Source organism: Providencia sp. PROV073 (genome assembly GCF_033688125.1).
Classification (GTDB): domain Bacteria; phylum Pseudomonadota; class Gammaproteobacteria; order Enterobacterales; family Enterobacteriaceae; genus Providencia; species Providencia hangzhouensis.
Genome location: NZ_CP096353.1, coordinates 3,068,357 through 3,092,630 on the forward strand (window position 1 = coordinate 3,068,357; position 24,274 = coordinate 3,092,630).

Here is a 24,274-nt window from a genome sequence, read left to right on the forward strand (position 1 = left end):
TGCACCCCGCTGTATTAAATTAACACTTGTTTTGATAATTAATATTTTTCGAATAATGCCTGAATTTGCTGAGGATCTTTAGTCTGAGTTAAGGCTAACTGAAGCAATACACGCGCTTTTTGCGGGTTCAACCTTTCTGAAGCAACAAAACCATATAAGTTATCATCCACTTCGGCATTTCTTGTCGTATAACCTGTTGGTACACGACTTAAACGAACGACAACCACGTCTTCTTTCGCTGCTTTTGCTAAAGCGTCAAATACCGCTTTATACATATTACCGTTACCCACACCTGCGCTTACAACCCCTTCAACCCCTTCTTCTCTCAAAGCTTTCACCGGAGCCGCTGATGCATTGGCATAATTGTAAACAATGCCTACCGCAGGGAGCTTTTCGAGTTTACTGACATCGAATGCCGCTTTGTCACCACGAGGTTGCGCTGCTTGGAAATAAGTGACTTTACCATCATGAATAAAACCTTCTGCTCCACCATTAACTGCATCAAATGCCTGTACTTCAGTGGTGCTCATTTTCATCACATTACGGCCTTGCACGACTTTATCGTTCATTGCCATCAGAACACCGCGCTCTCCAGCAGACTTATCCGTCGCTAAAACTACTGCATTATACAGGTTCAAAGGACCATCAGCGCCCAAAGCTGTTGAAGGACGCATTGCACCAACCAAGACAATTGGCTTTTTACATTGCGTGGTTAAATCAAGGAAAAATGCCGTTTCTTCTAAAGTATCAGTACCATGAGTGATTACAAAACCATCTGTTTTATCGCAATCTTGGTTAATTTTTTTCGCGAGGCTCAGCCAGACTTGGTCATTCATATCTTGTGAGCCAATATTCACCAATTGCTCACCACTTAAATTGGCAATTTTTTTGGTTTCTGGCACTGCATTAATTAAAGCATCAATCCCTACTTTACCCGCTTGATAACTGGAAGATGTGGCTGAATCACCGCCACCTGCTATCGTTCCCCCTGTCGCCAATACTGTAATATTAGGTTGAGCGATAGCGGATACGGCAAACAGTGAAACCAATGTCGCCAAAAGCGCTTTATTTCTGTTTTTCATCCTATTTTCCTTTCATTAATAAACTTCAGTTATTATGTGGAATTATGCTGAATTTTATGTGACCTATACAATTATTTTAGGATAAATAATGAATTTTAAGATGATTTATCTGTGAATAAATAAAAAGCGTGAGGCTTGCGACAAAAATCCGTATCATAGGCCGTTTGAAACACTCTATTCACAAGTGACTGACAATGAGCCAAACTTTTATTCCCGGCAAAGATGCCGCTCTTGAAGATTCCATCGATGCATTTCAAACCAAATTAAAGAAATTAGGGTTTGATATTGAAGAAGCCTCTTGGTTAAACCCTGTACCCAACGTTTGGTCTGTACATATCCGCGATAAAGCGTGCCCTCTTTGCTTTACTAATGGTAAAGGAGCGAGCAAAAAAGCCGCATTAGCCTCAGCGCTTGGTGAGTATTTTGAGCGTTTATCAACGAATTACTTCTTTGCGGACTTTTACCTTGGTAAATCTATCGCTGAAGGGGATTTTGTTCATTACCCTAATGAAAAATGGTTTCCACTAACCGAAGATGATAGTTTACCTGAAGGGTTATTAGACAATCGTTTGATTAAATTTTATGACCCCGATAACGCCTTAGCCGCCAGCCAATTAATTGACTTACAATCCGGCAATGAAGAACGTGGTATCTGCGCCCTGCCATTTACCCGCCAATCAGACAATCAAACCGTATATATTCCAATGAATATCGTTGGCAACCTATATGTTTCCAACGGAATGTCTGCGGGAAATACCGCCAACGAAGCGCGTGTACAAGGCCTTTCCGAAGTCTTTGAACGCTTTGTTAAAAATAAAATCATTGCTGAAAGTATTAGCTTACCGGCTATCCCTGCTGACGTCATGGCTCGTTATCCTGCGGTAGTTGAAGCCGTTGAAACCTTAGAAAAAGAAGGTTTTCCAATTTTCTGTTATGACGCATCACTAGGCGGCCAATACCCTGTAATTTGTGTGGTCTTGTTCAATCCACAGAACGGGACTTGTTTTGCCTCATTTGGTGCTCATCCTGACTTTGGTGTTGCCCTTGAACGTACAGTCACCGAATTGCTACAAGGCCGTGGCTTAAAAGACCTCGATGTATTTAATGCACCGACCTTTGATGACGAAGAAGTGGCTGAACACACAAACATTGAAACTCACTTTATTGATTCAAGCGGTTTAATTAGCTGGGATTTATTTAAAGATGATGCCGATTATGCCTTTGCAGATTGGAGCTTTAAAGGCACAACTCAAGAAGAATTTGCAACGCTTATTAGTATTTTCAATACATTAGATGCTGAAGTCTATATTGCAGATTATAACCATTTGGGTGTCTACGCTTGCCGTATTTTAGTCCCAGGTATGTCTGATATTTACCCAGTAGAAGACTTACATATCGCCAATAACGCGATGGGCGCTTATTTACGTGACACGATTATCAACCTACCTGATAGCCAATGGGAAAAACAAGATTATCTTGCCCTTATCGAGCAATTAGATGATGACGGTTTAGATGATTTTACCCGTGTTCGTGAATTACTTGGTTTGGCTGTAGGTAAAGACAATGGGTGGAGTAACCTGCGTATTGGCGAACTAAAATCCATGTTGGCACTGGCTGGTGGTGATCTCGAGCAAGCACTTACTTGGGTTGAATGGACACAAGACTTCAATAGCTCGGTATTTACTGCTGAGCGTGCAAATTATTATCGTTGCTTGCAAACCCTGTTGTTGTTATCCCAAGAAGAAGAACGTGATCCTGCACAATACTACAACGCCTTTGTACGTATGTATGGTCAAGAGGCAGTAAATGCTGCATCAGCCGCTATCGCTGGGGAATCATGCTTCTATGGCTTGTGGTCTATTGACGAAGAACTTAAAGCACTTCCTGCGCACCAAGCCTTGCTGGCTTCTTATGAAAAGCTGCAAAAAGCAAAGCGTGATAATGCATAATGTGAATTAAATCGTTGACGGGGAACTTGCCCCGTCAACATTTTCACAATTTATTGGTTTATATTAATTATAAATCCAATGAACGTTTCCATAATAAGAAATCAAACTGTTCTAATCGGTCCGCTTGAACCTGATAGTCACCGCTTGCCGTTTCAATCACCCGTTCAAATAACCCTTTACTAATTGTTGGTAGTGGAACCCCATCAATAATTGGCCCGCAATCATAATCAATTATGTCTGACAGACGCTCTGCAATGGCACTATTAGTCGATATTTTTAAAACTGGCACAATCGGGTTCCCTGTAGGAGTTCCAAGTCCTGTTGAAAAAATAACCACATTACACCCCGCAGCAACAAGGCCGGTAACCGCATCAACATCATTACCCGGCGTGCAAACTAATGATAACCCGCTGTCAGGCATAGGCTCCGCATAATCACACACCGCACTAATCGGCGACGTTCCGCCTTTTTTAGCCGCTCCAGTCGATTTAATTGCATCTGTTATTAGTCCATCTGCAATATTACCGGGGCTCGGGTTATCGGCAATCGTAGTATTAAAGAAATTCGCTGTCTTTTCATAACGCTCCATCAAGTCCAAGAATTTTTTCTTATCCTCAAAAGACACGCACCGTTTCACCATGTCCCCTTCTGCACCACACAATTCAGGGAATTCAGCTAAACCTGATGCGCCCCCCAAGGTCACTAACCAATCAGAAACTAGCCCCATCGCAGGATTACCCGAAATACCAGAAAAACCGTCAGAAGCGCCACATTTCACACCGAGTTTTAAATGAGACAACGGAACATCCACACGGGACTGTGGTTCGACAGCCTTCATGCACTCATAAGTTTGCTTCAAAGCGGTTTGCATCATTTCTTCTTCGCTATTCCATTCTTGCTGGCGGAAGTAAAGTGCAGGCTTATTAAAATTGGAGTTTCGAGCAGCAAGTGACTCTTTAAACATTTTGCGCTGTGCTTTTTCGCAGCCCAAACTAAACACCGTAATACCAATCACATTAGGGTGATCTGCATAGGCAGCAAGCACATCACACATTGTCTTACTGTCAGAAGTCGCCCCACCACAACCACTCGTGACCGTAATGCAACGCACACCTTCTATATGTGGGAATAATTTAGGTTTTGCGCCTTCCCTTTGCTCGCCTGCGGTTAAATCTAACGCAAAGTTTTTCAAACTATTATTGGTATAACCTAATGCCTCATTTAAGGCATCAGTGAGCTTTGTTACATTGCGGTTTTCACAAAATACTAATGGAAAGATTAACCAATAGTTTGCAGTTCCCACTCGCCCATCTTCACGTATATAGCCTTTAAATGTACGTCCTTGATATGCCGATACATCTGGCGCATTCCACTCATATGGCGCATCTTGCTCTAAAGAAACCGGAGCTGCATAGTGGCGAATATTATCGACTGTGATAACTTCACCTTTTGCGATTGGCTTTGTGGCTTTTCCTACTGCAGTACCATACATCGAAACAATACCATCAACGGGTATCGCTTCCATGGCGAACTTGTGTTTTGCTTTCACATCGGTCACTAGGGTCACTTCTTCACTTCCCCAGTGGTAGATATCGCCTGCTTGCAGGTCTTTCAAAGCAACAATTAAGTTGTCGCTCTCATCAATTTTGAGAATTTTTTGCATGTCACACCTTCCTAAAAATTGTCATTAGTTAGATGACAATGCTTTGAGGTTGTTGTTATGAGTGTTTTTTTTAAGTAATGCGATTAAAACGGCACAACCGACGGTGATCACCGCTAATGTCACGATACCTGCGGTATTGCTATTCATCATTTTATCGACTTCCACGCGAATGATTGGTGCGAGGAATGAACAGAATGCCCCCATGGTGGTACAGAAACCAATTCCTGCTGCTAATGCAGGACCACTTAATAACTGAGGTGGAAACGTCCAAAACACCGGTTGAACGGATAAAAAACCAACAGCGCTTAAACATAACGCCGCAATAGCAAAAACAGGGCTCGCAAATGCTGACAATGCCAAACCTAATGCTGCGGCTAACATACACAGAACTGAGATTTCGATACGACGAGTTGGATGACGGTCGGCAAAACGAGGAATGTAATACACTCCAAATGCAGAACAAGCCCAAGGTATTGCCGCAACTAAGGATTGTTTAAAACCTAAGCTTTCCCCCATTAAGGACGCAACTTGGGAAGGCAGAAAGAACATCAAACCGTATACTGAAATTTGGATCGTGCCGTAAATCAGTGCAAGGTGCCAAACTTTGATATTTTTTAGTGCAGATAATACTGATGTGGTTTCAGTTTTTGCATTTTCTTTAGCTAATTGTTCAGTTAGGGCTTTTTTCTCTTCTTCGGTTAAAAAACGGGCTTTTTCAGGGCTATCATCCAAATAAAAGAAGGCAAAAACACCAATCACAACAGCGGGAAGGCCTTCAATGACAAACATCCAGAACCAACCCGGCCGACCTAACCAACCATGCAATTCCAGTAACGCGCCAGATAATGGCGAGCCCAGAGTCAACGCCAAAGGTACGCCTAAAACAAAGATTCCAATTACAGACCCGCGTACATTATTGGGGAAATAAATGGAAGCTAATAATAGAATACCTGGATAAAAACCGGCTTCCCCCAACCCCAATAAGAAACGTAAAATAATAAATTGCGTCTCATTGGTGACAAAACCTGTCATTGCAGACAGAACGCCCCAGATAACTGTCGTAATACTTAGCCATTTTTGCGCCCCTATTTTGTTTAAAATCAGGTTTGCAGGGATGCCAAACAATGCATAAGCAGCAAAGAAAATCCCTGCGCCGAATGCAAAAGCAGAATCGGATAAACCAATGTCGACTTGCATCGCATCTTTAGCAAAACCGACATTCACACGGTCAATAAATGCAACAAAATACAAAATAAACATCAGAGGTACTAAACGTTTCCACGATTTGGCTATCGCAGAATTTAAAACAGGATTGTTATAAGCTTTCGTTGTCGCCATGATATTTTTCCCTGTTGGTAAGATGTTCTATTGTGTTTGATTCAGGAAAGGTCAGAGCGGTGAATCAGCAAGGGTTAATAACTGCTGAAGTTGCTCAATCTGTATATTGTTCAAGCCAATAAATGGCGCTGTACAATAGTCTGAATAAACCACACCTTTTAGCTGCAATGCTTTTTTAAAGGTTGGGATAAATGGTGCATTGACACCATATATAGCCATCAATTGGTCTACTCGTTGTTGGTGTTTTGCCACTAATGCTAAATCACCCTGGATAAACGCCTGCATCCACGATGCAAAAAACTGTGGAACAATATTTGAAAGCCCACCAATGCAACCATTTCCCCCCGATAAAACCACATGAGCAAAGTTATTATCGTAACCTGCATATACCTCAAAATGAGGTAAGCGGGTTTTCACCGTTTCAATCACTTGGGCGGTATGAGTCGTGTCAGGAATGGTATCTTTCAACCCGATGATATTGGGATATTTATCCGCTAAACGTAGGCAAACATCTGGAGAGACAGAATAACCTGTTCGTTCAGGGAAGTTATAAATGAAAATGTTAGCAGATGTTTTGGCTGCTATCGTGCTGTAAAAACGGAAAACACCTTCATCATCCAGCGGAAAATAATATGGGCTAATGATCATCACCCCATCGATTCCTTTTTCATATGCATAATTAGCCAATTCAACCGACTCTTGCACATCAAGGCGGCTTGCTCCTGCATAAACACGCATTTCCTCCTTTGGGTAACGACTACATAGGTCGATTAGTGTTTTTGAGCTCTGCATATTAAGCGCAAAAAATTCCCCCGTGCTTCCCATTGTGACAAAACCAGAGACTTTGCCTTTCAATGAATCATAAACACGTATGTTTTGTTCTATATCCACTCGACCTTTGTCATCAAAGATGGTCACTACTGGAGTGATATAACGACTTTCCATACCGGTAATCTCCTTACCTATTATTGTTCATATATACAAACTGCATTCATAAATAAAAACAATAAACAAGAAATCATGAATTATGGATTGAGTCAAATTCATCCAATTTATATATAAATCTCACATAATCATTTGATTAAAAAGAATTTAAAGAAAAGAAATAGCAATTAGACTGGCTAAAAAATGATTTTTTTATTACTAAATTTTGAACAGAGTCACGTCTTTATTGCGACTTGAGCCATTAACAGGTATGACCAATTTGAGATTAAACGTATTCCTGAGATGATTTACATAGTGGTATTTTAAACCTAGAATAGCGACAAAATTAATCAGTGAGGTGGTTTAATGTCTACGGGGCACATGCCGACAATTCGGGTATTAGAAATACTGCAAGTTTTATCGGCTGAAAATACTGGGCTTTCTTTGACACAACTTTCTGATAAAACACAAATCTTAAAGGGGACTATTTATCCTATCTTAAAAACGTTGGTTGAACATCGATATATTAATTATGATGACAATAGCCAGCTGTATTATTTAGGTATCGCCTGCTCACTCCTTTCCCGCTCATTTTTCGAAAAATCCTATTGGCTAAAAATGGTTCATCGGGAAATGGTACATATTGTTGATGAATGCAATGAAGTGTGTCAAATGGGGATTTTAGACGGTGCCGATGTACTATACATTGATAAAGTCCAATCAGCCCAAAAGGTCCAATTAATCTCTAATATTGGTACTCGTTTGCCTGCTATTTACTCGGCACTTGGTAAGGCCATGATTTTTAACTACAGTGACCAACAAATTTCCGAGCTTTATCCTTCAGGTTTTACCCCGTTAACCCAATACAGTGTGCAAACTTTGGCTGAACTGCGCCTACAGCTTAACGCAGTTCGTGAAAATAATTATGCCGTTGATAATAAAGAAATAAATGAAGAAACGACCTGCTATGCTGTTGCATTGCGTCAGCGGGATAAAATCATAGCTGCAATTAGTGTGTCTATCCCAACTTTCCGCATTGATGAATCCAAAGTGAACCAAGTCATCAAAACACTTTTAGCAAGTCGTGAACGTATTGAGCAAGAATTGAATACACTCGAAGATATTGAGTTTTATACCTAGCCATAACATTAAAAGCTGTTTGATTAGTTAACATATATCACTTTGATTTGTAGATTTATTTATACGAATCTTTTATTATTTACATTATTGTTAGATAAATATTGCAGAAATACGGTTTGGCTAAGGAATATATATCGGAATCCCCCTGAATTAAATAGGGTATTATGCAAACATAAGTTAAATTATATGCCAAAAGGATCATATTCATCTTAAATAGTTAACATTTACGCGTATATTTTTACTTATTTTAATGCTCAAAACTGACTTTATAAAAATTTTTAATAAATTTTAAAAAATATTTATACCTTATATATCAACAAGATAGACTCAAATTTAACAATTTACTAACCATTTTCACCGCTCTCTCTAGAGAGTTCATGATCCATATCAAATTTATCAATTCACCCCTTTGTTACTATTATTGCGTGCTATAATTAATCAACTTTGTAAGAGAGTGTTGGTATGAAAGCTGACAACCCTTTTAATTTATTGCCACCTGCTGTAATGGCGCAAGTCGCAGATGATGCCTCTTTTTATAAGGCAAATAAACATCCTGCAATTACTTACTTGTCAGCATTCACTGCCGGTATTTTTATCTCTATCGCGTTTGTATTCTATATCACAGCAACAACCGGGGCAGCTGAAGCACCTTATGGTTTCACTAAACTTATTGGCGGGATTTGTTTCTCCTTAGGTCTGATGTTAGTGGTTGTATGTGGCGCAGATCTTTTCACCTCCACCGTACTCACTATCGTCTCAAAAGCCACAGGAAGAATTACTTGGGGGCAAATGTTCCGTAACTGGTTTAATGTCTATATTGGTAACTTAATTGGTGCGTTATTCTTTGTTGCACTGATTTGGTTTGCAGGACAATACACCGCAGCCAATGGTCAATGGGGGTTAAATGTATTACAAACCACCAGCCATAAATTACACCATACCTTTATTGAAGCGGTTACATTAGGAATTTTAGCAAACTTAATGGTTTGCCTTGCGGTTTGGATGAGTTACTCCGGCCGTAGTTTAACTGATAAACTGGTCGTTCTAGTGTTACCTGTCGCGATGTTCGTAGCGAGCGGTTTTGAGCATAGTATCGCAAACATGTTCATGATCCCGTTAGGCATTATGATTAAAGAGTTCGCCCCCGCTGAATATTGGTCTCAAATAAATATGTCTCCTGACCAATTTTCACACCTAACGGTTGGTAACTTTATTACAGATAACTTAATTCCAGTCACTATCGGAAATATTATTGGCGGTGCGATTTTAGTCGGCCTCATTTATTGGTTTATGCATTTACGTAGTGGCCAAAAACATTAATAGCCACTGACACACACGAAAAGATTTATTAAGATCCCTAAAAGATCCATTGTTAAAAGGTAAAAGTATCATGTCCGAGTTAAATGAAAAATTCGCTTTAGCATGGCAAGGTTTTAACCAAGGTGACTGGCAGAATAACGTCAACGTACGTGACTTCATCCAGAAAAACTACACTCCATATGAAGGTGATGAATCTTTCTTAGCAGGCTCTACTCCAGCAACTGACACGTTGTGGGATAAAGTCATGGAAGGGATCAAAATCGAAAACCGCACTCATGCGCCAGTTGATTTTGACACTGATGTCGCTTCAACCATCACTTCTCATGATGCAGGTTACATTACTAAAGAATTAGAAAAAGTCGTTGGCTTGCAAACTGACGCACCTCTGAAACGTGGTCTTATCCCATTCGGTGGTATCAAAATGGTTGAAGGCTCATGCAAAGCTTACGACCGTACTTTAGATCCAGAAATCAAAAAAATCTTCACTGAATACCGTAAAACTCACAACCAAGGTGTTTTCGACGTTTACACGCCAGACATCTTAAAATGCCGTAAATCAGGTATCTTAACTGGTCTACCTGATGCATATGGTCGTGGTCGTATCATCGGTGACTACCGTCGTGTTGCACTGTACGGTATTGATTTCCTGATGAAAGACAAATTTAACCAATTCACCTCTTTGCAAGAAAGATTAGAAAAAGGTGAAGACCTACAAATGACTATCCAACTGCGCGAAGAAATTGCTGAACAGCACCGTGCATTGGGTCAAATGAAAGAAATGGCTGCAAAATACGGTTACGATATTTCTGCACCAGCAACAAACGCACAAGAAGCAGTACAGTGGACTTACTTCGGTTACTTAGCCGCTGTTAAATCACAAAACGGTGCTGCAATGTCATTTGGTCGTGTTTCTACCTTCTTAGACGTGTATATCCAACGTGACTTAGAAGCAGGTAAAATCACCGAACAACAAGCGCAAGAATTGATTGACCACTTAGTCATGAAACTGCGTATGGTACGTTTCTTACGTACTCCTGAATACGATGAGCTGTTCTCTGGTGACCCAATCTGGGCAACTGAATCATTAGCAGGTATGGGCCTTGATGGCCGTACTCTGGTAACGAAAAGCACATTCCGTTTCCTGAACACACTGTATACCATGGGCCCATCTCCTGAGCCAAACATGACTATCCTGTGGTCAGAAAAACTGCCAATGAATTTCAAAAAATTCGCAGCTAAAGTGTCTATCGATACCTCATCAGTTCAGTATGAAAATGATGACCTGATGCGTCCAGACTTCAATAACGATGACTACGCAATTGCATGTTGCGTCAGCCCAATGATTGTTGGTAAACAAATGCAGTTCTTCGGTGCTCGCGCAAACTTAGCGAAAACCATGCTGTATACCATCAACGGTGGTGTTGATGAAAAACTGAAAATGCAAGTTGGTCCTAAACATGCACCAATCATGGACGAGGTCTTAGATTTCGATACTGTGATGAACCAAATGGACCACTTCATGGATTGGTTAGCAACTCAGTACGTCACTGCACTGAACTGCATCCACTTCATGCACGATAAATACAGCTATGAAGCTTCACTGATGGCGTTACATGACCGTGATGTTTATCGCACCATGGCTTGTGGTATTGCGGGTCTATCTGTTGCTGCTGACTCACTGTCTGCAATCAAATATGCGAAAGTTAAACCAATTCGTGATGAAGACGGTATCGCTATCGACTTCGAAATCGAAGGTGAATATCCACAATTTGGTAACAACGACTCTCGTGTAGATGATATCGCGTGTGACTTAGTTGAACGTTTCATGAAGAAAATTCAGAAACTGCCTACTTACCGTAACGCGGTACCAACTCAGTCAATCCTGACCATCACCTCTAACGTAGTGTATGGTAAGAAAACAGGTAATACACCAGATGGCCGTCGTGCAGGTGCACCATTCGGACCAGGTGCAAACCCAATGCACGGTCGTGACCAAAAAGGTGCGGTAGCTTCACTGACTTCTGTTGCTAAACTGCCATTTGCTTACGCGAAAGATGGTATTTCTTATACTTTCTCTATCGTACCAAATGCGTTAGGTAAAGATGATGATGTTCGTAAAACGAACTTAGCGGGTCTGATGGATGGTTACTTCCACCACGAAGCGTCTATCGAAGGCGGCCAGCATCTGAACGTTAACGTTATGAACCGTGAAATGCTGTTAGATGCAATGGAAAACCCAGAGAAGTACCCACAACTGACTATCCGTGTATCTGGTTATGCTGTACGTTTCAACTCACTGACTAAAGAACAACAGCAAGACGTTATTACTCGTACTTTCACCAGTACAATGTAATAATTAGCTCATTAAAATAAAGTAAATTAAAGACCCCGCTTTACGGGGTCTGAGGTTGTTGACAAAGCGGGATAAAAGCGTGATTTTTCCCGCTTTGTGTTATCAGCCGAAAATCAATAAATTGATTTTCCTAGTTTATTTTCAAAACCTATTCGACTTGCAGCCAAATATAATATGTTTGTCAGCAGTCTGAGCCCCCTCACGGGGGCTTTTTATCTATACCAGCAACGATATTTTTGCTCTAAAGTTTGCGGTATGAAGGATATTTTGGAGTGCCTGCTATGTCTATCGATGATACTAAAACCAAAACAATAGCGACGACTAATGTGACAGAAACCCCAACCACACTCGGCCGTATTCATTCGTTTGAATCATGCGGAACCGTTGATGGTCCTGGGATCCGTTTTATTGTGTTTTTCCAAGGCTGCTTAATGCGCTGCCTGTATTGCCATAACCGCGATACTTGGGATACCCACGGTGGCAACATTGTTACCGTTGAAGAATTAATGAAAGAAGCCGTAACCTATCGCCACTTTATGAATGCGACTGGCGGAGGTGTTACCGCCTCAGGCGGAGAAGCTATCTTACAAGCTGAATTTGTACGTGACTGGTTCCGTGCCTGTAAAAAAGAAAATATTCATACTTGCCTTGATACCAATGGATTCGTGCGCCGCTACGACCCAGTGATTGATGAACTGATGGATGTCACTGACTTAGTGATGTTAGATTTAAAGCAAATCGATGATGAAATTCATCAAAAATTAGTGGGTGTTTCTAACCATCGTACTTTGGAATTTGCTCGTTACCTTGCCAAACGCAACCAGAAAACTTGGGTACGCTATGTTGTCGTGCCGGGTTGGAGTGATGATGACCATTCAGTACATTTACTGGGCGAATTTACCAAAGATATGAGCAATATCGAAAAAATCGAATTACTGCCCTACCACGAACTCGGTAAACACAAATGGGAAACCATGGGTGAAGAATACAAACTAGATGGCGTTAGACCACCATCAAAAGAAGTGATGGAACGAGTTAAAAGTATTCTAGAAAGTTATGGTCACAAAGTAATGTACTAACCAATTTGAGGCTCTTTATAGAGCCTCTGCTTTATCTGCCATTATTCTTATCTAAACAAAGGTAAGTGGCCAATAAGCTGCGTCACCGCCTTTTTATTTCCTACCAACCCAATACCAGCTAACTGAATATTTTTATATTCGTGTTCTAATAATTTTTTCTGATACTCATCATAAGTCCGGCACGATTGTGCCAATAAGCTAAAAGGAATAATGTATATTTCATTTACCTTTAATGCAGCCACTTCAATCTCTTTAATATACTGCTCCGGTGATTTTAAAATCGGTAATGGCGCATAAATCACACCGGGGTAATTGATATTATCCGCACTGTTCAAATCTTCCCCTACTATATTGTTAACTTTATTTCCTAAACTCACGCCAATCACACTAGCGGCATTCATTGCCAACCCGTTAGATAAATCCTGATTAACGACGATAGCACAACGATGCTCAGCTGGATTAAATATCATTCCTGTCCCCTATGATTTTATGTGTATTCAATTTCCCAATAATTATGGCATTTAAAGAAAGAAATAGGCTTTCTAACTCAGTCATTACACGCTAAGATTTAGGTAAATTTATCCCATTTAAAGCATTTTTAAGATAGAGATTTTCATTTATGGCAATAGATAAGACAGAAATAAAAATACTAAAGTTACTACAAGATGATGCTCGAATAACTAACCAAGTGCTTGCCGAAAAAGTAGGCATGTCAGCCTCTCCCTGTTGGCGAAGGGTTAAAAAATTAGAAGAAGAAAATATTATTCAAGGATATCGCGCCATTCTCAATCGTAAAAAGATTGGCTTAGGTGTGATGGTTTTTGTTCGCGTCATTATTGATAGTGATAGCGAGGCTGAAGCACAAAAATTTGAACAAGAAGTGACTGAGCTAGAAAATGTCGTCGCTTGCTACAGTATTGGTGGTGATACTGACTTTTTATTACAGGTTGTATCCCATGATTTAGACTCCTATGCCGACTTTGCTATGACGGTTATTCGCCGGTTACCGGGAATCAAAGAAATGCAAAGTATGTTTGTACTTAAAGAAATTAAGCCGTTGGATGCTTACCCAATATCACTTATTTAGCTTTTAAATTAAATAAAATCTTACTTAATTATTATGAATCGTGATTATTTAATTGACGATTTAACCTTGTTGATAGAACCAAAAAAATAGCTTTTTTCACTAAATATACTAAATATTCGTATTTTATTCAGTACATTAAGGAATAGATAACCTTCTTATTTCGATAGAAAATATTTTATACAAGAAAATTTTAATCAAAAATACCTTACCAGAATAGTCTGCTTTATAATAAGCTAACTTATCTGCATACTACTGCCGATAAGTTACAAGAATGAGTATAAGCTCAAAAAACTTATTAATAATAATATATCGCTAATTCACTACGACTAACAGGTTCCTTTTTTATCATGAATAATGAAAACTTCAGTGCAGATAACAATCCTGCACCTACAATTAACGCACAAACTCAAGCCGATACATTCGTTTTTCACGCAGAACCTCGCGCAGTAGATGCAGGTGAAGGTGTTAACTGGATCAGCCAATCATGGTCTCTCGTTAAAGAAAAACTGGGAATGTGGATCCTAATTAACATCGTTCTGTTTGCGGTGATCTTTATCATTTCAATGATCCCATTCTTGAACTTACTGATTACTTTTATTACACCTATTTTTATCGGTGGTATTATTGCTATCAGTGAAAATCAACGTAAAACAGGCCAAGCAGAAATCGGCTTATTATTTGCAGGCTTCCAAAATAAATTTGGTACCCTATTTGCCGTTGGAGCCATCAACTTTGCTGCTAACTTAGTAGGAATGATCATCGCATTTATTATCGGTGGTTCTGCAATGTTCGGTTTACTGATGGAAAGCAACCAATACGGTTCGCCATCTGACGCGGCTATCCTTGCGTCTTCAGGTACATTCTTCTTTGCAATCATCATAATGGCCATTGCAGCATTAGTGGGTACAGCCTTAACTTGGTTTGCTCCTGCATTAGTGATGAACCATGATTTCACTGTTGGCGCTGCAATCTCAGCAAGCTTACAAGCTGTTAAGAAAAACCTCCTACCAGGTATCCTGTTCTTTATCGTTTTATCAATCTTAATGATAATTTCAGTTATCCCATTAGGTTTAGGTTTATTAGTTTCTATGCCAATTATGTATGTTTGCTATTACAGCAGTTATCGCAGCCTGTTTTTCTCACAAGTAAAATAAACCAAAATCTAATGATTTGACGACTTTGTTAAATCATTAAATCTAAAAAAAGGAAAGCAATTGCTTTCCTTTTTGCTATCCCGAAAAAATTCACATATATTCCTTTAAATGATAATTTCCCTCTTCTTTTCATAATTTGGAGTTGTTTTCCATGTATTTCGATACCACTGATTTAAAACTGTGTGTTAATGTCGCCAATGCAGGAAGCATCACCCAAGGAGCGAAACTAACTTATCTTACACTGCAATCTGCAATCTGCAAGTGAACGAATACGTGGGTTAGAAAATGAATTAAACATCGATATATTTATTCGTTCAGTGAAAGGGGTTTCATTATCGAATGCAGGTCATGCATTTATTGAGCATGCGAAAACAATTTTGCAGCAAATTGAATTAATGCAAGATGAACTGCGAAAATATAGTCGACACCTGCGTGGGCATATTAATATTCTTTGTAATACTTCAGCTCAAATGGAATTTTTACCCGCCCGTGTTAGCGCTTATTTACGACAACAACCCACTATGTCTGTATCCGTGAAAGAAATGCCAAGTGCTAATATCGTCACTGCCATCAAAAATAAAATTGCAGATATTGGTATTATCGCAGATTCTACTGACCTCACTGGTCTGGATATTCGTCCATTCAGCTCAGATGAATTAGTCGTTTTTGCCCATAAAGATAGCCTTTGGGTAAGCCAAAAAAGCGTTCTATTTTCTGATATTATTGATGCTGAATTTATTGGTTTAATGGAAGATAACCCATTACAAAAACATATTGATAATAACGCTAAACAACAAGGCAAACGGCTCAACTACCGGATACGCATGCCAACACTAGATGCGGTAATGCAAGGGGTTAACGATGGAATTGGCATTGCTATTATTCCCAAACAAGCGGCACAGCGTAGTCAATTTTCTACTAGTAAAATACTGCAATTGACCGAAGATTGGGCATGCCGAAAATTAGTTATCTGCGCACGAGATTTCAGCCAATTACCTGATTATACCAACGAGTTTATTCATTTTTTAATTAACTGGTCATCTGAAAGCTAATTTTGCCGTCATGTAAATCCCTAATCCGATTAACCCAATAAAAAAGCAACGACGGAATAATTTCTCGCTAATAATCTTGCGTAAATATTGACCAAGATACATTCCACCAATAGCAGGTATTAAGGCAAAGGCAGATAAACTCCAATTAATATCATATTGTTGATGGTCAATGGATAACTTGATGGCTAATGCAACTGTTGATGCGGTAAATGCTAACCCTAGAGCCTGAATAAGCTCATCTTTATTTAATTTTAAGGTTTGCAAATAAGGAACTGCTGGAATAACAAATACTCCTGTAGCTGCTGTAATTACACCTGTAATATAACCCACTGTTGGCGAAAGCCATGTTTCATGTTTCTCGAAAGATGGCGTTTTTTTAGCAATTAAGCCCCAAATTCCATAGATAATAAGCACGATACCCAGTGCAGGTAGTGTCCAACGAGATGCCGAGGTTAAAGAAGGTAAAAAACTGAATAATGTGCCAAGCATGACCCCAATAATAAAACCACTGAGCCGTTTGATTAGTGCCATAAATTGTGGGCCAATCAATAATTGCCATATATTAGTAATTAACGACGGAATAATTAATAAGCTCGCAGCTGCAGCAGGCTCCATTGATGTGCTTAATAACCCCATCGCGATTGTTGGTAGGCCTAGCCCGATCACCCCTTTTACAATACCTGCTAATAAGAAAACACCAATAATTACACCCATCAATATCACTCCGATAAATTTACTTTACCGTAGATTAATGTCATGCATTGAATGCTGCTATTTGGAAAATATTGAGGGGGGATCAGGTTTAACCTGAGGATGCTTTTTCCAGAACACTTTAAATTTACACAAAAAAACGCGACTGTCGTCAGTCGCGCTTTATGTTTGAAAGAGTAACGGAAATTAACCGATGAACTCTAGCCCTTTCATATATGGGCACAATACTTCTGGAACTTCAATACGGCCATCAGCTAATTGGTAGTTTTCTAAAATCGCCACCAATGTACGACCAACAGCTAAACCAGAACCATTCAGGGTATGAACAAGTTGTGTTTTCTTATCACTCTTACCGCGGAAACGCGCTTGCATACGACGCGCTTGGAAGTCCCACATGTTTGAACAAGATGAAATTTCACGATAAGTATTTTGCGCTGGTAACCACACTTCTAAGTCATAGGTTTTACGTGAACCAAAACCAATATCACCGGTGCACAAAATCACTTTACGATAAGGCAAGTTCAGTAATTGTAATACTTTTTCTGCATGACCAGTCAGCTCTTCCAATGCATCCATGGATTTTTCTGGATGAACGATTTGTACTAACTCAACTTTGTCGAACTGATGCATACGGATCAAACCGCGTGTATCACGGCCATAAGACCCTGCTTCAGAACGGAAACAAGGCGTATGTGCTGTCATTTTCAGAGGAAGTGAGTCTTCATCTAAAATTTCATCACGAACCAAGTTAGTCACTGGAACTTCTGCGGTTGGGATCAACGCATAAGTACTGCTGTCTGCTTCTTCTTCCAGTGGTTTAGTATGGAACAAATCTTCACCAAACTTTGGTAATTGGCCAGTTCCGTACAGTGTGTCATGGTTGACTAAATATGGAACATACAACTCTTGGTAACCATGTTGTTCAGTATGTAAGTCAAGCATAAATTGAGCCAAGGCACGATGCATGCGAGCAATTTGCCCTTTCATGACAACAAAACGTGCTCCTGTCAGTTTTACCGCAGCAGGGAAGTCTAAGCCACCAGATAACTCACCAAGGCTAACATGGTCTTTAACTTCGAAGTCATACTGGCGAGGTTCACCCCAACGAGCAACTTCAACGTTGTCAGAATCATCTTTACCATCAGGTACTTGGTCATCAGGGATGTTCGGGATACTCAAGGCAATATCACGGATTTCTTGTTGCAGCTTATCTAGCTCTGCTTTTGCAGAATCCAATTTTTCGCCTAATTGGTTAACTTCCAGACGTAATGGTTCGATATCTTCACCACGTGCCTTCGCCGCACCAATAGTTTTCGATCGCGAATTACGGTCTGCTTGCAGGGTTTCAGTTTCAACTTGTAAAACTTTGCGGCGTTCTTCTAATTCACGCAGCTTTTCCACATCAAGGGTAAAACCCCTGCGAGCCAGTTTTTCAGCAACCGCGTCTAGCTCCGTACGCAGTAAATTGGGATCGAGCATGCTTATCCTGTGATTATTGTTAGTAATTAATGATACTTTTTGAGGTGCATTCCAGCACAACAAATAAAGTAAAGTATTTCGCTATATAACCTTACCGCATTGCCTAGTTTAGCGATAGCGTTTTGTGGTGCTAATTTGATCCTGTTGGGCTAACCAGTCTAATTTTTCAGCAAACTTGCTTTCTTGGCCCCGTTTCGTAGGGTAGTAATAACGTGTTGTTTGCATAGGTTCAGGAAAATAATTTTCTCCCGCAGCATATGCGTTAGGTTCATCATGTGCATAACGATATTCTTTCCCTGCACCCATTTCTTTTAATAGTTTAGTTGGGGCATTTCGAAGATGTTCTGGCACATCGTAGTCTGGTTGCATTTGTGCATCTTTAATCGCTGCTTTATAGGCGGTATAAACCGCGTTACTTTTCGGCGCACAAGCTAAATAAACAATAGCTTGGGCAATTGCACGCTCGCCTTCGGCTGGCCCCACTCGCGTGAAGCAATCCCAAGCTGAAATGGCGACTTGCATCGCACGAGGATCCGCATTCCCCACATCTTCTGATGCAATTGCAAGTAGCCGACGGGCAACATACAGAGGGTCACCACCCGCAGTAATAATCCTTGCAAACCAATACAGTGCGGCATCTGGTGCTGAGCCTCTAATCGACTTATGCAGAGCAGAGATTAAGTCGTAATAACGGTCGCCTTTGTTATCAAACCGTGCAGTACGTTCACCGCTAACTTCTTTTAACAGATCAGCGGTTAAAATACGCTGCCCTTGGCTATCAGCCTCTGCCATATCTGCCATCATTTCCAGCAGATTTAATGAACGCCTTGCATCCCCATTAACCAACTGAGCGACCATTTTGCGCGTGTTATCAGGCAGAACAATATTTTGCCCACCAAGGCCACGAGATGAATCTGCCAGTGCTTGTAACAAGACCTGTTCAATATCATTTTCTTCAAGGGATTTAAGCAAATACACCCTAGCACGTGATAACAATGCGGAATTTAATTCAAATGATGGGTTTTCAGTTGTTGCACCAATAAATGTAATCGTGCCATCTTCTATATGAGGTAAAAATGCATCTTGCTGGCTTTTATTAAAACGATGAACCTCATCGACAAATAAAATGGTTCTCCGCCCCGCGCTGCGATTTTGCCGGGCTTTTTCGATGGATTCTCGAATTTCCTTAATACCAGAAGTAACTGCTGAAATACGTTCAATATCGGCTTGTGCATAATTACCAATAATTTCGGCAAGGGTTGTTTTACCTGTTCCAGGGGGCCCCCATAAAATCATGGAGTGCAGATGACCCGCTTTAATCGCACGTGGCAACGGTTTCCCCTCAGCCAATAAATGCTTTTGGCCAATATACTGTTCAAGGGTTTCAGGCCGCATTCTTGCTGCTAAAGGTTGAAATTCATTCTGCGAAAAATCAAGAGACAGGTTACCCACTATATCCTCTTTTTTACTTCTTAAAATATCTTATATTAACCAGCAAGTATGAATACTGCTGGCTCATATTTTCTCTAATCAAGCTTATTTAGCATTTGAACGCTGGTCATCTAAAGTGACGCCTTTTGGTACTGTAAACTTGAATTTACTCGCATCAACGCGACCATTTTTTTGCTCTTTTAATTGATAAGCACTGGTTTGGCCATCTTGTTCAACCGCTGAAAACTGCTCAATCGTCCCTTCGGGAGAAACCGTAATGGAGAAACGTTTTAAAGTCCCATTAGTTTGCTTTGGTTTTAAATCAAACGTATTTCCCTGCTGAATGATTGAATACTGTTTCCAATCTTTCGGGTCGTTACGTGTAATCAGTAAAAATGGCGTATCCTGTGTAGCATCCGCTAAATTAGTCACCGTCACTTGTTCTACGAACGGGTTATAAAACCACAAATCTTTACCATCTGACACCAATACGCTTTCATCAGGTGATGTCATGTTCCAATTAAATAAATTTGGGCGCTCAAGCCATAAATCCCCAACACCTTCTTGAACCAAATCCCCTTCAGGACTCGTCACCTTTTGCGAGAAGCTAGCTTGGAAGCTATTGACCTTATTCAAACGTTCTTGAAGGTCTTGGCTTGCGTCCGCCAATACTTGGCCAATATGTAAACTCAGGGCTAACGCACCCAATAACATCATTTTTTTCATCGATGAGAGACCTTAAAATTATTACCATAAGAGGTGTTACGTCTTTATACACCCCTTAAATTAAACCAGCAATTAGCACACTAAATTATTAATGCCCCATTGACGGAGGAGCAAGAACTTCACGGTTACCATTGTGCCCTTGCTCACTGACAATACCTTGGAGCTCCATTTGCTCAACAATCCTTGCAGCACGGTTATAACCTATCCTGAATTGGCGTTGAACCCCAGAAATGGAAACGCGTTGTTTCTCAACAACAAACTCAACTGCCTGGTCAAACAGTGGGTCAAGCTCTTCACCTCCGCTATCATAACCACCACCTTCGCTATCGTCACTACAGGTCGTGATGCTATCAATATATTGTGGTTTACCGCGAGCTTTCCAATCATTCACAACGGCATGAACCTCTTGGTCACGAACAAAAGCACCGTGTACACGCACAGGAATTGAAGAGTTTGGTGGTAAATACAGCATATCCCCCATGCCTAGTAAAGATTCAGCGCCGCCTTGGTCAAGGATCGTGCGCGAGTCAATTTTACTGGATACCGTAAATGCAATCCGCGTTGGAATATTTGCTTTAATTAGTCCAGTAATAATATCAACCGATGGCCGTTGAGTTGCCAATACCAAATGAATACCCGCGGCACGTGCTTTTTGTGCCAACCGTGCAATTAACTCTTCCACTTTTTTACCAGCTGTCATCATTAAGTCGGCAAATTCATCAACCATGACAACAATGTAAGGTTCTTTTTTCAGCATTGGGTGTTCTACATCCATGCTATCACCGGGTTTCCAATGTGGATCAGGAATTGGCCGCCCCATTTCTTCTGCTGCTTTAATGCGGTCGTTATAACCAGCTAGGTTACGTACCCCTAATGCAGACATGAGTTTATAACGGCGTTCCATTTCATTCACGCACCAGCGCAAGGCATTCGCCGCATCTTTCATGTCAGTAACCACTTCAGTCAATAGATGCGGAATACCTTCATAAATGGATAACTCCAGCATTTTCGGGTCAATCATGATAAAGCGAACATCTTCGGGTTTGGCTTTATACAAGATACTGAGGATCATTGCATTCACCCCAACCGACTTACCAGAGCCGGTTGTCCCCGCAACGAGTAAATGAGGCATTTTCGCTAAATCCGCAACAACAGGGTCACCTTCAATATCTTTACCCAATACAATAGTGAGAGGAGATGGGTTTTTGCGGAAATCATCGCAGTCTAAGACTTCACTTAGGTAAACGGTTTGCCGTTTCTCATTAGGGAGTTCGAGGCCTACATAAGGTTTACCCGGTATCACTTCTACAACACGTACGGCTACGGTTGATAACGAACGAGCAAGGTCACGTGACAATGTGGATATCCGTGCAGCTTTTACTCCCGGTGCGAGGTCAAGTTCAAACCGAGTAATGACAGGGCCTGGAGAAAAACCAACCACTTCAGCTTTAACGCGGTAATCATTAAGCCTTGCTTCAATCAACCTTGCTGTTTGTTCTAGTTTGAACATATCCACTGGCTCTTCTTGTGCTGGCGGACTTGCCAGCAAATCAAGAGACGGCATTGGCGTTGTTGGTTTTGGTAATGGTTGGTCATTACGCACTAAGAACGGGTGGAATAAGCTATCTTGCTGTGGCTGCTGTGGCTGCTGTGGCTGCTGTGGCTGCTGTGGCTGCTGTGGCTGCGCAAAAGTTTGTGTTACTGATGGTGAGCTAGCAAGCCCTTCAGCGATATTATTTTGTGGGGTACCTGCTGTAACAGAAGTCGCGCTAAATGACGGCATAAATAATGGGTCAGCTGGCTCGTTGTCAACCAAATCATCAACAGGGGTAAAACTATCCAGCACAGAGAACTCTTTTCTTAAATCAATTTTGGGCTCAAAGTCTTCTTGCTCTTGTGTAAACTGAAGTTGATAGCCATTATCCACGACTGGCACGGCCTCATCAGGCTCTGGAATTGTATGCGTATTATTGGATTGTTGCGAAGCTGACGCCCAACGGTGTTCAATTTCTGGCTGCGTAAATACGCTGACTCTATTTTCAGTCATTGGCTCATTTTGTAATTGCTCATCATGCGAGTGCAGGCTATTAAGCGGTACATCATAATCAGTTTCATCAACTTCACCATAACGTTCACGTTGCTGTTCTAAGAACTGCGCTCGTAATAATTCGTCTTGTTGTGCCTCATCATCAGTTTCAGGTTGGTCAGACTCACTCGTAGACCACTGCTGATATATTTGTTCACGTTTAGAAGCCTCTTCTTCGCGCCGCTGTAGTTCCGCATCACGTAACGATGGAATGCGAATACCATATAACTCACGACGAGTCGGTAAACGAACAGGATTTGGCCGTGGAAGCTCCGGCTCCATATTTTGTTTAACCTGAGCATGGCGCTCCAGTGCAGCGACTGAAATACCCGCAGCCGCTAATGCAGCTGGATTAGAGCCCCTTTCAGTAACTGATGATGGAATAAAACTTTCTGTTGTATTTGAAGAGTTAAGTGGGGGCGTGGATGTCGCTTGAGCTTCAAACGCAGCTTGATTAACAGGTGTTTCTTGTTTATCCGAATATTCTTGATAAGCGGTATTATCTTGTTTTTGTTGTTCTATTTGTTGATTATGCTGAACACTTAACATCGGTTCTTCTGGTGCAACATACGGTGACGCTTGAACTAACGGCTCATTAACGGTATCTGATGTTGAATCAAAACTTGCACCGAGCTTAGGCTGGTAATCTTCTGGTACTTCAAAATGATATGTGCTCGGCTCATCCACTGCAGAGAAAGCAGGTACCGAATCTTGCTCTGATGTGTTTTGATTCACTGAAGGAATTGGGTTTTCTATAGTAGCAACCGCTTCACCCGTATTTTTTTCCGTTGTTGGAGCGACTTCAGTGACTAATTCAGCCACAGTGGGTGCGGAAAACAAAACATCATCCGCATCAATATTTTCTAGGCTGTCATTGGCTCTGTGCTCAGCTTCTTGCGCACGCTGTAAAGCTCCTTCAGTTTCTTCAACGTCGTAATCATAGTTATCTAAATCGTCTCCCCTCGCTCGATTTGTTAGCAAAGTAATAGGGAGAAGTACCGCTGCACCAATTTTTTCTGCGATTGTAAGCCATGACCATCCCGTAAACAGCGTAAAGCTTATCGCCCATAAAAACAGCAATGCTAACGTAGCACCTAATGAATTGAACCACGGCATAATTGCATTACTAAATACACTGCCAATCACACCACCAGAGGCGAAATTAGGTAAGTCGTCAAAATTGAGAGCCGCAAGCCCACAAGAAGATAAAATAAGTGCTAAACCACCTATTAATCTTAACGATAAAGAGAAAAAATCAATATATCGGCGCCGACTTTCATATTGGAAAATCGCCCAGCAGCCTAGGAGTAATAGTGCAGGAATGGCAAATGCAAGAATACCAAAAGCAGAGAAAAGAATATCTGCACTCCATGAACCTACACTACCCCCTAAATTCTTCACTGGGGCATTCCAAGTGGTCTGTGACCAGCTTGGATCTGAAGGGCTGAAGCTCAATAAAGCCACCATTAAGAAGAGTGCGCTCAAGCATATTGCGAGCAAAATAACCTCTAATAGCCGTCTTCCGCTACTTAGTTTTTTAAATTTGATATGTTTATCTTCTGTATATTCTTGGCTCATTATTATTTCTTTGCTAACTGATGTTCTTGACTAACCTAGGTTTATTCTACCATTAAACGCCTGACTCTGCCTGTTTTACAGCGACTAAGAGATATCAAGGCTTCACAAAAGCACTAAGGTGC

18 protein-coding genes are annotated in these 24,274 nt (G+C 40.9%); 8 read left to right on the plus strand and 10 right to left on the minus strand.

The window, feature by feature from the left end:
• Positions 1–38: 38 nt before the first annotated feature.
• The gene (gene ansB, locus M1F17_RS13985; protein ID WP_318837030.1) at positions 39–1,082 is read right to left on the minus strand and encodes an L-asparaginase 2; all 1,044 of its coding nucleotides are present in this window, start codon (positions 1,080–1,082) and stop codon (positions 39–41) included.
• Between the two features lie 194 nt (positions 1,083–1,276).
• On the opposite strand from ansB, the gene ycaO reads away from it, so the two are divergent.
• Positions 1,277–3,031 carry a 30S ribosomal protein S12 methylthiotransferase accessory factor YcaO gene (gene ycaO, locus M1F17_RS13990; protein ID WP_164455839.1) on the plus strand — a complete coding sequence of 585 codons (1,755 nt, stop codon included), beginning with the start codon at positions 1,277–1,279 and terminating at the stop codon, positions 3,029–3,031.
• A 67-nt stretch (positions 3,032–3,098) separates the two neighbouring features.
• Here ycaO and M1F17_RS13995 read toward each other — a convergent pair whose 3' ends face one another.
• The 3 genes from M1F17_RS13995 to M1F17_RS14005 are packed head-to-tail and all read right to left on the minus strand — an operon-like array spanning position 3,099 to position 6,977.
• Entirely contained in the window at positions 3,099–4,694 is a 1,596-nt protein-coding gene (locus M1F17_RS13995) for a UxaA family hydrolase (protein ID WP_181489551.1), read from the minus strand.
• A 24-nt stretch (positions 4,695–4,718) separates the two neighbouring features.
• The gene (locus tag M1F17_RS14000) at positions 4,719–6,032 is read right to left on the minus strand and encodes an MFS transporter (RefSeq protein WP_181489550.1); all 1,314 of its coding nucleotides are present in this window, start codon (positions 6,030–6,032) and stop codon (positions 4,719–4,721) included.
• A 51-nt stretch (positions 6,033–6,083) separates the two neighbouring features.
• Positions 6,084–6,977, minus strand: a complete 894-nt coding sequence (locus M1F17_RS14005) for a dihydrodipicolinate synthase family protein (RefSeq protein WP_318837031.1) — start codon at positions 6,975–6,977, stop codon at positions 6,084–6,086.
• A 345-nt stretch (positions 6,978–7,322) separates the two neighbouring features.
• On the opposite strand from M1F17_RS14005, the gene M1F17_RS14010 reads away from it, so the two are divergent.
• The 4 genes from M1F17_RS14010 to pflA all read left to right on the plus strand — a co-directional run bounded on the left by M1F17_RS14010 (position 7,323) and on the right by pflA (position 12,848).
• Positions 7,323–8,096 carry an IclR family transcriptional regulator gene (locus tag M1F17_RS14010; protein ID WP_094960677.1) on the plus strand — a complete coding sequence of 258 codons (774 nt, stop codon included), beginning with the start codon at positions 7,323–7,325 and terminating at the stop codon, positions 8,094–8,096.
• A gap of 462 nt (positions 8,097–8,558) precedes the next feature.
• The gene (gene focA, locus M1F17_RS14015) at positions 8,559–9,416 is read left to right on the plus strand and encodes a formate transporter FocA (RefSeq protein ID WP_004256299.1); all 858 of its coding nucleotides are present in this window, start codon (positions 8,559–8,561) and stop codon (positions 9,414–9,416) included.
• A 70-nt stretch (positions 9,417–9,486) separates the two neighbouring features.
• On the plus strand, positions 9,487–11,769 hold the full coding sequence (gene pflB, locus M1F17_RS14020) for a formate C-acetyltransferase (protein WP_004256301.1): 2,283 nt from the start codon (positions 9,487–9,489) through the stop codon (positions 11,767–11,769).
• A 281-nt stretch (positions 11,770–12,050) separates the two neighbouring features.
• The gene (pflA, locus tag M1F17_RS14025) at positions 12,051–12,848 is read left to right on the plus strand and encodes a pyruvate formate lyase 1-activating protein (RefSeq protein WP_004256303.1); all 798 of its coding nucleotides are present in this window, start codon (positions 12,051–12,053) and stop codon (positions 12,846–12,848) included.
• 47 nt (positions 12,849–12,895) lie between these two features.
• Here pflA and M1F17_RS14030 read toward each other — a convergent pair whose 3' ends face one another.
• Positions 12,896–13,318, minus strand: a complete 423-nt coding sequence (locus M1F17_RS14030; RefSeq protein WP_318837032.1) for a DUF2000 domain-containing protein — start codon at positions 13,316–13,318, stop codon at positions 12,896–12,898.
• Positions 13,319–13,467: 149 nt separating this feature from the next.
• Between M1F17_RS14030 and M1F17_RS14035 the strand changes: the two genes are divergently transcribed.
• From M1F17_RS14035 to M1F17_RS14045, 3 genes are all read left to right on the plus strand, one after another.
• Positions 13,468–13,935 (plus strand): Lrp/AsnC family transcriptional regulator, encoded by a 468-nt coding sequence (locus tag M1F17_RS14035; protein WP_004256307.1) that lies wholly within the window; start codon positions 13,468–13,470, stop codon positions 13,933–13,935.
• Between the two features lie 347 nt (positions 13,936–14,282).
• On the plus strand, positions 14,283–15,089 hold the full coding sequence (locus M1F17_RS14040) for a BPSS1780 family membrane protein (protein WP_004256309.1): 807 nt from the start codon (positions 14,283–14,285) through the stop codon (positions 15,087–15,089).
• Positions 15,090–15,406: 317 nt separating this feature from the next.
• Positions 15,407–16,141 (plus strand): LysR substrate-binding domain-containing protein, encoded by a 735-nt coding sequence (locus tag M1F17_RS14045; RefSeq protein ID WP_311135854.1) that lies wholly within the window; start codon positions 15,407–15,409, stop codon positions 16,139–16,141.
• On the opposite strand, the gene M1F17_RS14050 is transcribed toward M1F17_RS14045, so the two are convergent.
• From M1F17_RS14050 to M1F17_RS14070, 5 genes are all read right to left on the minus strand, one after another.
• Positions 16,127–16,855: a sulfite exporter TauE/SafE family protein gene (locus tag M1F17_RS14050; protein WP_094960675.1), complete on the minus strand. Its 729-nt coding sequence runs from the start codon at positions 16,853–16,855 to the stop codon at positions 16,127–16,129. The genes M1F17_RS14045 and M1F17_RS14050 overlap by 15 nt on opposite strands.
• Before the next feature lie 183 nt (positions 16,856–17,038).
• On the minus strand, positions 17,039–18,331 hold the full coding sequence (gene serS, locus M1F17_RS14055) for a serine--tRNA ligase (RefSeq protein WP_318837033.1): 1,293 nt from the start codon (positions 18,329–18,331) through the stop codon (positions 17,039–17,041).
• Positions 18,332–18,439: 108 nt separating this feature from the next.
• A complete protein-coding gene (locus M1F17_RS14060; RefSeq protein ID WP_094960674.1) occupies positions 18,440–19,783 on the minus strand; it encodes a replication-associated recombination protein A in 1,344 nt (447 codons plus the stop codon).
• 84 nt (positions 19,784–19,867) lie between these two features.
• A complete protein-coding gene (lolA, locus tag M1F17_RS14065; protein WP_004256331.1) occupies positions 19,868–20,488 on the minus strand; it encodes an outer membrane lipoprotein chaperone LolA in 621 nt (206 codons plus the stop codon).
• An 88-nt stretch (positions 20,489–20,576) separates the two neighbouring features.
• Complete coding sequence (locus M1F17_RS14070; protein ID WP_214195988.1) at positions 20,577–24,152, minus strand: DNA translocase FtsK 4TM domain-containing protein; 3,576 nt, start codon at positions 24,150–24,152, stop codon at positions 20,577–20,579.
• Positions 24,153–24,274 lie beyond the last annotated feature (122 nt).